Origin of the sequence: Amycolatopsis umgeniensis (genome assembly GCF_014205155.1) — a bacterium.
GTDB classification, from domain to species: domain Bacteria; phylum Actinomycetota; class Actinomycetes; order Mycobacteriales; family Pseudonocardiaceae; genus Amycolatopsis; species Amycolatopsis umgeniensis.
Map to the genome: position 1 here is coordinate 8,274,447 of NZ_JACHMX010000001.1, position 6,937 is coordinate 8,281,383.

At 68.1% G+C, this 6,937-nt stretch carries 6 protein-coding genes; 3 read left to right on the forward strand and 3 right to left on the reverse strand.

What is annotated here, in order from left to right:
* Window positions 1–2: 2 nt before the first annotated feature.
* Both HDA45_RS38000 and HDA45_RS38005 read left to right on the forward strand, forming a co-directional pair.
* Window positions 3–1,493 (forward strand): acyl-CoA carboxylase subunit beta, encoded by a 1,491-nt coding sequence (locus HDA45_RS38000; protein WP_246481559.1) that lies wholly within the window; start codon window positions 3–5, stop codon window positions 1,491–1,493.
* The gene (locus tag HDA45_RS38005) at window positions 1,490–2,872 is read left to right on the forward strand and encodes an FAD-dependent oxidoreductase (protein WP_221471347.1); all 1,383 of its coding nucleotides are present in this window, start codon (window positions 1,490–1,492) and stop codon (window positions 2,870–2,872) included. Before HDA45_RS38000 ends, HDA45_RS38005 begins: the two co-directional genes overlap by 4 nt.
* Window positions 2,873–3,272: 400 nt before the next feature.
* Here the strand turns inward: HDA45_RS38005 and HDA45_RS38010 are convergent, their stop codons facing one another.
* Entirely contained in the window at window positions 3,273–3,689 is a 417-nt protein-coding gene (locus HDA45_RS38010; RefSeq protein ID WP_184903719.1) for a YybH family protein, read from the reverse strand.
* A gap of 165 nt (window positions 3,690–3,854) precedes the next feature.
* Between HDA45_RS38010 and HDA45_RS38015 the strand changes: the two genes are divergently transcribed.
* Window positions 3,855–5,252, forward strand: a complete 1,398-nt coding sequence (locus HDA45_RS38015; protein ID WP_184903720.1) for a flavin monoamine oxidase family protein — start codon at window positions 3,855–3,857, stop codon at window positions 5,250–5,252.
* Window positions 5,253–5,318: 66 nt separating this feature from the next.
* Here the strand turns inward: HDA45_RS38015 and HDA45_RS38020 are convergent, their stop codons facing one another.
* Together HDA45_RS38020 and HDA45_RS38025 are read right to left on the reverse strand one after the other, a co-directional pair.
* The gene (locus HDA45_RS38020) at window positions 5,319–6,494 is read right to left on the reverse strand and encodes an acyl-CoA dehydrogenase family protein (protein ID WP_184903722.1); all 1,176 of its coding nucleotides are present in this window, start codon (window positions 6,492–6,494) and stop codon (window positions 5,319–5,321) included.
* A gap of 34 nt (window positions 6,495–6,528) precedes the next feature.
* Window positions 6,529–6,921, reverse strand: coding sequence for a YybH family protein (locus tag HDA45_RS38025; RefSeq protein WP_184903724.1), 393 nt, complete (start codon window positions 6,919–6,921; stop codon window positions 6,529–6,531).
* Between the last annotated feature and the right edge of the window lie 16 nt (window positions 6,922–6,937).

The following is a 6,937-nucleotide window of genomic DNA, read 5'->3' on the forward strand; positions in this document are numbered from 1 at the left end:
CGATGGCGGGCGGCGGTGCCGAGCGCCAGCACAGACTGGGCAAACGCACCGCGCGGGAGCGGCTGGACCTGTTGCTGGACAACGACTCCTTCGTCGAGATCGATCTGTTCCGCCGTCACCAGGAGCACGGTCTCTCGGCGCCGTCGCAGCGTCCCCACACCGATGGTGTCGTCGCGGGCTCTGGCACGATCGACGGCCGCCGGGTGTTCGTCTACGCCCAGGACTTCACCGTGTTCGGTGGCTCCCTCGGACAGGCGCACGCCGCGAAGATCCACAAGGTGCTGGATCTGGCGCTGGCGACCGGATCCCCGGTGATCGCGCTGAACGACAGCGGCGGGGCCAGGATCCAGGAAGGCGTGCCCGCGCTGGACGGATACGGCGGCATCTTCCGCCGTCAGGTCGCCGCGTCCGGCGTGATCCCGCAGATCAGCGTCGTACTCGGCCCGTGCGCGGGCGGCGCGGCCTACTCGCCCGCCCTGGCCGATTTCACCTTCATGGTCAAGGGGATCGGCCAGATGTACCTGACCGGACCGGACGTGGTCGAGGCGGTCAGCGGCGAGCGGGTGACCCACGCGGAACTCGGTGGCGCGGAGGTGCACGGCGAGCACTCGGGCGTCGCCGCGTTCGTCCGCGAGGACGAGGTGACCTGTCTCGCGGACGTGCGGTATCTCGTGTCCTTGCTGCCCGGCAACAATCTGGAGTCGCCGCCGGCGGCACCACGGCGAGACGACGTGCACGGCGAGCGGCCGCGCTTCGCCGAAATCGTCCCTGTCGAGCCCAACAGGCCGTACGACATGCGCGACGTGATCGCCGAACTCGTCGACGACGAGGATTTCCTCGAGGTCCACGAGGACTGGGCGGGCAACGTGGTGTGCGTGCTGGCCCGGATCGACGGCGAGGTCGTCGGAGTGGTCGGGAACCAGCCCCTGGTGCTCGCCGGCGTGCTGAACATCCCGGCCTCGCAGAAGGCCGCCAGGTTCGTGCGGTTCTGCGACGCGTTCAACATCCCGCTGGTGACGCTGGTGGACGTCCCGGGGTTCCTGCCGGGCAAGGACCAGGAACACGCGGGGATCATCCGGCACGGGGCGAAACTGCTGTACGCCTACTGCGAGGCCACGGTCCCGCGGATCCAGGTGATCGTGCGCAAGGCGTACGGCGGCGCGTACATCGTGATGGACTCGCGGTCCATCGGCACCGATCTCTCGCTGGCGTGGCCCACCAACGAGATCGCCGTGATGGGCGCCGAGGGCGCGGTGAACGTCTTGCACCGCAAGCAACTCGCGGCGGCGGCGGACCCCGTCCGGCTGCGTGCCGAGCTGACCGGCGACTACCGGTCGGAGCTCATGCATCCCTACTACGCGGCCGAAAGAGGTCTGGTCGACGACGTGATCGACCCGGCCCGGACGCGCGCGATGGTGGCGCGCGGGCTGGCCATGTTGCGGGACAAGCGCAAGCCGTCGCCGCGGCGCAAACACGGGAACATCCCGCAGTGACCCCCGATGGATCGAAGAACGAGGAGGTGACCGCGGTGAGCGGTCAGGCCGGAAAACGTGCGATCGTGCTCGGCGGGAGCGTGGCGGGACTCTTCGCCGCGCGAGTGCTGTCCGAGTCGTACTCGCGGGTGCTGGTGGTGGATCGCGACGTCCTGAGCGGGGTTCGCGAAACCCGGCGGAGCGTGCCACAGGGCAAACAGGTGCACGGCCTGCTCGCCAAGGGGCAACAGGTGATCGAGGAGCTCTTCCCCGGTTTCACCGAGGAGATCAAGGCCGATGGCGCCGGCATCGGGGACGTCGCCGGCAACCTTCGCTGGTACTTCAACGGAAAGCCGCTGGCTCGCGACGACTCCGGTCTGGTCGCGGTGACCGCGAGCCGTCCGTTCCTCGAGTACCACATCCGGCGCCGCGTCCAGGCCCTGACGAACGTCGAGTTCCTCGAAGGGCACGACATCCTGAGCCTGGCGACCGCCGAGAACGGCCGCCGGATCGTCGGCGCCGTCGTGAGCGGACCGGACGGCACGGAAGAAACCCTCGACGGAGACCTGGTGGTCGACGCGATGGGCCGCGGTTCCCGGACCCCCGTCTGGCTGACCGAGCTGGGGTACCCTCGCGTCGAGGAAGAGCGGCTGAAGATCGGCATCGGCTACGCCACCCGGCACTACCGGCTCAAGACGGACCCGTACCAGGGCGACATCTCCATCAACGTGATCGCTTCGCCGATGCTGCCGCGCGGCGCGATCTGCGGCAAGCACGGGGACACGATCGAACTCACCGCGTACGGGATCCTCGACGACCATCCGCCGACGGACAACGAGGGCTTCCTCGCGTTCATCAAATCCCTGCCGGTGCCGGACATCTACGACGCGATCTCCGAGTCGGAACCGCTGGACGACCCGGTGGGGTACCGGTTCCCGGCGAACCTGCGCCGCCGCTACGAGAAACTGGCCGACTTCCCCGAAGGCTTCTTCGTCGTCGGCGACTCCGTCTGCAGCTTCAACCCGACCTACGCACAGGGGATGACCATCTCCGCGCTGGGAGCTCTGGCGATGCGCAAGCATCTGCGCTCCGGTGCCGGGCCGCGGCCGAAGCAGTTCCTGAAGGAACTCGCCCGCGACGTCCTCGACGCGCCGTGGGAGATGATGAACACCGGCGACCTGATCTTCCCCGACGTCCCGGGCAAGCGGAGCATGAAGGTGAAGATGGGGCACGCCTACGCGGCGAAGGTGCTGGAAGCCGCCACGCGTGACGGCAAGGTGGCCAGCGCCTACCTGAAGATGACCGGCCTGGTGATCAGCCCCGAAGCCCTGATGAGCCCCTCGACGTTGCTGCGTGTCCTGCGCAACTCGCGGGGTGAGGCGGCGGCGGTCACTCGCTGAGGTCTCGTGTCCTATCGGGAGGTGTTGCGAAAGCCACTTTCGCAACGGTGAAGGTTGCGAAAGTGGCTTTCGCAACGCCTGTCGGGGTTTCAGGGGCCGGGTGAGGTCTGGTGCAGGTGGTCGTGAGTGGCAAGTGGTGTCAGAACGCGACTTACCACTCACGACCACCCCGACCGGCCCCTCACCGCCACTTCATGTCGCGAAAGCCACTTTCGCGACATCAGACGTCCCGAAAGTGGCTTTCGCGACACCCTCGCCGGGCACCTTCGCCGGGCACCTGCGCCGGGCACCTTCACCGGACATCCTCGACAACCGAAACGCCGGCTCGATCCACAGAACGCGGCCAGCCCGCGAAGAAGCCCCCGGTGCCGGACCACCGGGGGCTTCCTCGCGGGTCTGATCAGGCCTGCGGCATGTCGTCGGCGATCGGGCGGTCGATCACCATGGCCCATTTGCCGTCGTCGCCCCGGCGCATCACGTCGGTGCAGGAGCCGTGCAGTGTCACCCGCTTGCCCGGCTCGGTTTCGACCTCGAGGTCGAAGTCCACGATGACCAGGGAGACGTCCCCGGCCACCCACGCGCTGCGGACGGTCGACTTCAGGTGCGGCTTCTTCGCGATGAAGTCGACGATGAACTGCTTGCGCTCTTCACCGCGAAGCGGCCCGCCGGACAGGTTCGAGATCGCGTCCTCGCGGTAGAGCCGGTTGAAGATGTTGCCGTCACCCGAGTTGAACGCTCGCATGAACACTTCGTTCTGGATCTCCGGGTCGGCCGTGAGATCCGGGTTCTCGAGATCGATTTCGAGATTAGCGGTCATAACCCAACTTCCCTGCTTTCTGGATATCCAGGTGCGTGCGAATCAATTTTATCGGAGTGGTGTTCACTCTCGGGTAATCGCCGGGGGGAGAAGACCATTCGATGACTGGCCGATTCGGCGTCCGGGTAGCGTGGGGAATAAATACCATTTCGGGGAAAGAAAGGCATGTCCATCGTGACGACGCAACCTTCTGACGGGCTGTCGCGGCGGGGTCTCCTGACCGCGGCAGGGGCGGCGGCCGTGGGTCTCGGTGTGCTCCCGGGGCAGGCGGTGGCCGACGAGGTGACCGCGTACGACGCGATCGTGATCGGCGGCGGTTTCGCCGGCGCCACCGCGGCGCGGGAATTGCGGGCGAGGGGACGGCGTCCGCTGATCCTCGAAGCCCGTGACCGGATCGGCGGTCGGACCTGGACGGATACCTTCCAGGGCAAGCGGATCGAGCGTGGCGGGACCTGGGTGCACTGGAGCCAGCCGCATGTGTGGGCCGAGATGATGCGCTACGGCCTGCCGATCGTCGAAGACCCCGGTCCGGATCGCGTGATCCTCTCCACCGACGCCGGGCCGCGCTCGTTCCCGCCGGCCGAGGCCTTCGGCCGGATCGGCGAGCTCCTCAATCGCGTTTTCGAAGGCTCCTCGGCGCTCTTCGAGCGGCCGTTCGACCCGCTGTTCCGCGAGGCCGAGGTGCGGGCGATCGACGGGCTCTCCCTGCGCGGGCGGCTCGATCAGCTTCGCCTGCCGCCGCAGGACGAGGGCTGGATCAACGGTTTCACCGCGTCCTACGCGGGCGGGACCAACGCCCGCGGCGCGTACACCCAGATGGCCAAATGGTGGGCGCTGGCCGGCGGCACGAACAGCGCGTGGGGCACCGCGACCGGGCATTACCGCGTCGAACCGGGCACCGGCGCGCTGGTGCAGGCGATCCTGGCCGACTCGGGGGCCCAGGTCCGGTTGCGCACCCCGGTGACCTCGGTCGTCGACAACGGCAGGCAGGTCGTGGTCACCACGCGGTCGGGGGAGCGGTTCACCGCGCCGATCGCGGTGGTCGCGCTCCCGGTCAACGTGTGGAAGACGATCTCGTTCTCCCCGGCCTTGCCCGCGGCTCACGCGGCGGCCACCAGGGAAGGGATCGGCGTACCCAACGGGACGAAGATCTGGCTGCACGTCCGCGGCGACATCGGCCGGGTCTACGCCCAGCCCGCCGAGGGCAACCCGATCGGCAGCCTGATCCCCTTCGCCTCGCTGGGCGACGGTCAGCTGTTCGTCGCGTTCAGCTTCCACGACACCTTCGACGGCACCGACTTGCGGCAGGTGCGGGACGCCGTCCAGGCGCTGGAACCGAAGGCGGACGTCGTGTCGATCAAGGCGCAGAACTGGTCCAAGGACGAGTTCTCCCTGGGGGCTGCCGCGTACATGCAGCCGGGTCAGCTCACTCGACTGCACGAGGCGCTGCAGCGACCGTCCGGCCGCGTGGCCTTCGCCACCGCCGACATCGCGCTGGGATGGAACGGCTACATCGACGGAGCCATCGAGTCGGGTGTGCGCGCGGCTCGAAGCCTGGGCTGAGCAAAGAAAAGTCCCTCGTGAGCGCCGTTGCTCACGAGGGACTTTTCTCCGGGTGCGCCCGGAGGATCAGAGCAGGTAGGTGTTCGGGTCCAGTCCCAGCTCCACCCGGCCGTGCACCTCGAGGTTCGAGTTCGGCGTCATCATGCCGTGCAGCGCGAGGCCCTCGATGTCCCGGAAGAAGCGCTGGAACGGGGAGTTCCGCATGATCGCGGAACCGCTGCTGACGCTTTGCAGCTCCTCGACGGCCTCCTTGGCCAGCTGGATGGCGTAGCCGCACTGGCCGCGTCCGGTCGCCTTCTCCTCGACCGTCGGCTGTTCACCCGCGTCGGCGCGCTGCTGCAGGAGGGTGATCCACCGCGCCACCAGTGCCTCCGCGGCCGCGATCTTGTTGGCCGCCAGCGAGACCTTCAGCTGTGTCAACGGGTGCTCGGCCTGGTCCTCCCAGGGCGTGTAGGCGATCGGCTTCCCGCCCACCTTGGACACGAACAGCTCGTACGCCGCTCGCGCCATGCCCACGTAGGACGCGACCGACTCCGTCATCACGAAGCCGATCAGGCCGTAGTTACGGCCGGTCGCGCCGGTGTTCGAGCGGTCACCGGTGAGACCGAACAGCGCGTCGCCCGCGTCGATGACCCGGTGCGCAGGCACGAACACGTCGTTGGCCGTGGTCGACGAGCTTCCCGTCGCGGCCGCGGCGCTGACGTGCCAGTCGTCCGCGATGGACAGCTCCGACATCGGCACGATGACGTACAGTTCCCTGTGCTGGCCGTCGGGCTCCTCGAGGGTCACCCCCAGGAGATCCCAGTGTGCGCCGCGGCAGCCGGAATTGAATCGCCAAGTGCCGTTCAGGTTGTAGCCGCCCTCGGTCCGCTCGACGGTGCCGGTCGGCGAGAAACCCCCCGAGATCCGCACCGAAGGATTGGCGAAGATCTCTTCCTGGGCCTTGTCCGGGTACTGCGTGGCCAGCCAGGCGGTGGACACCCACGCCATCGCCACCCAGCCGGTCGAACCGCAGCCGCGGGCGATCTCGGCGAGGATCTCGAACTGGTCGGCCAGTGGCAGGTCCAGCCCGCCGAACCGAGCGGGCGTCGCGAGCTGGAAGACGCCCGCCTTGTCCAGCAGTTCGACGTTCTCGTCCGGGATCCAGCGCGCGTCCTCGGCCTTGTGGCCGTTCTCCCGGAGCCGGGGCACGATGTCACGGACCGCCTTGAGTACGGCGGCGGCGTCCTGGTCGTTCGTCATGGTTCCGTTCCCTCCTTTCGTTTCCTGGACCGGGTCAGTGGTTTTCGCTCTCGGGGTCGTCCACCGCGTACCGCCACTTGTTGTCCTCGCCACGGCGCAGCACGTCGAGACCGAGACCCTCGAAGTGCTCGGTCTCGCCGTTCTCACCGGGCAGGTCCACGGTCCACTCGGTGACCAGCAGGGTGGCGTCGCCCGCCTCGTAGATGTGTTTCGCGGTCGCGGTCATCGCGGGCCGCTTGCCGATGAACTCCACGAGGTGTGCCCGCAGGGCCTGCCCGCTCAGCGGTTGGCCGTCCCGCACGGCGATGGCGTCTTCGGTGTAGAACCGGGCCACCGCGTCCACGTCGCCGGCGTTGACGGCGCGGACGTAGTGTTCGGTCGCCTTTGCGGCGTCGTCGACGAGTTCGAAGTCGAGCGCTCTGGTCATGATGGACGAGACCCGC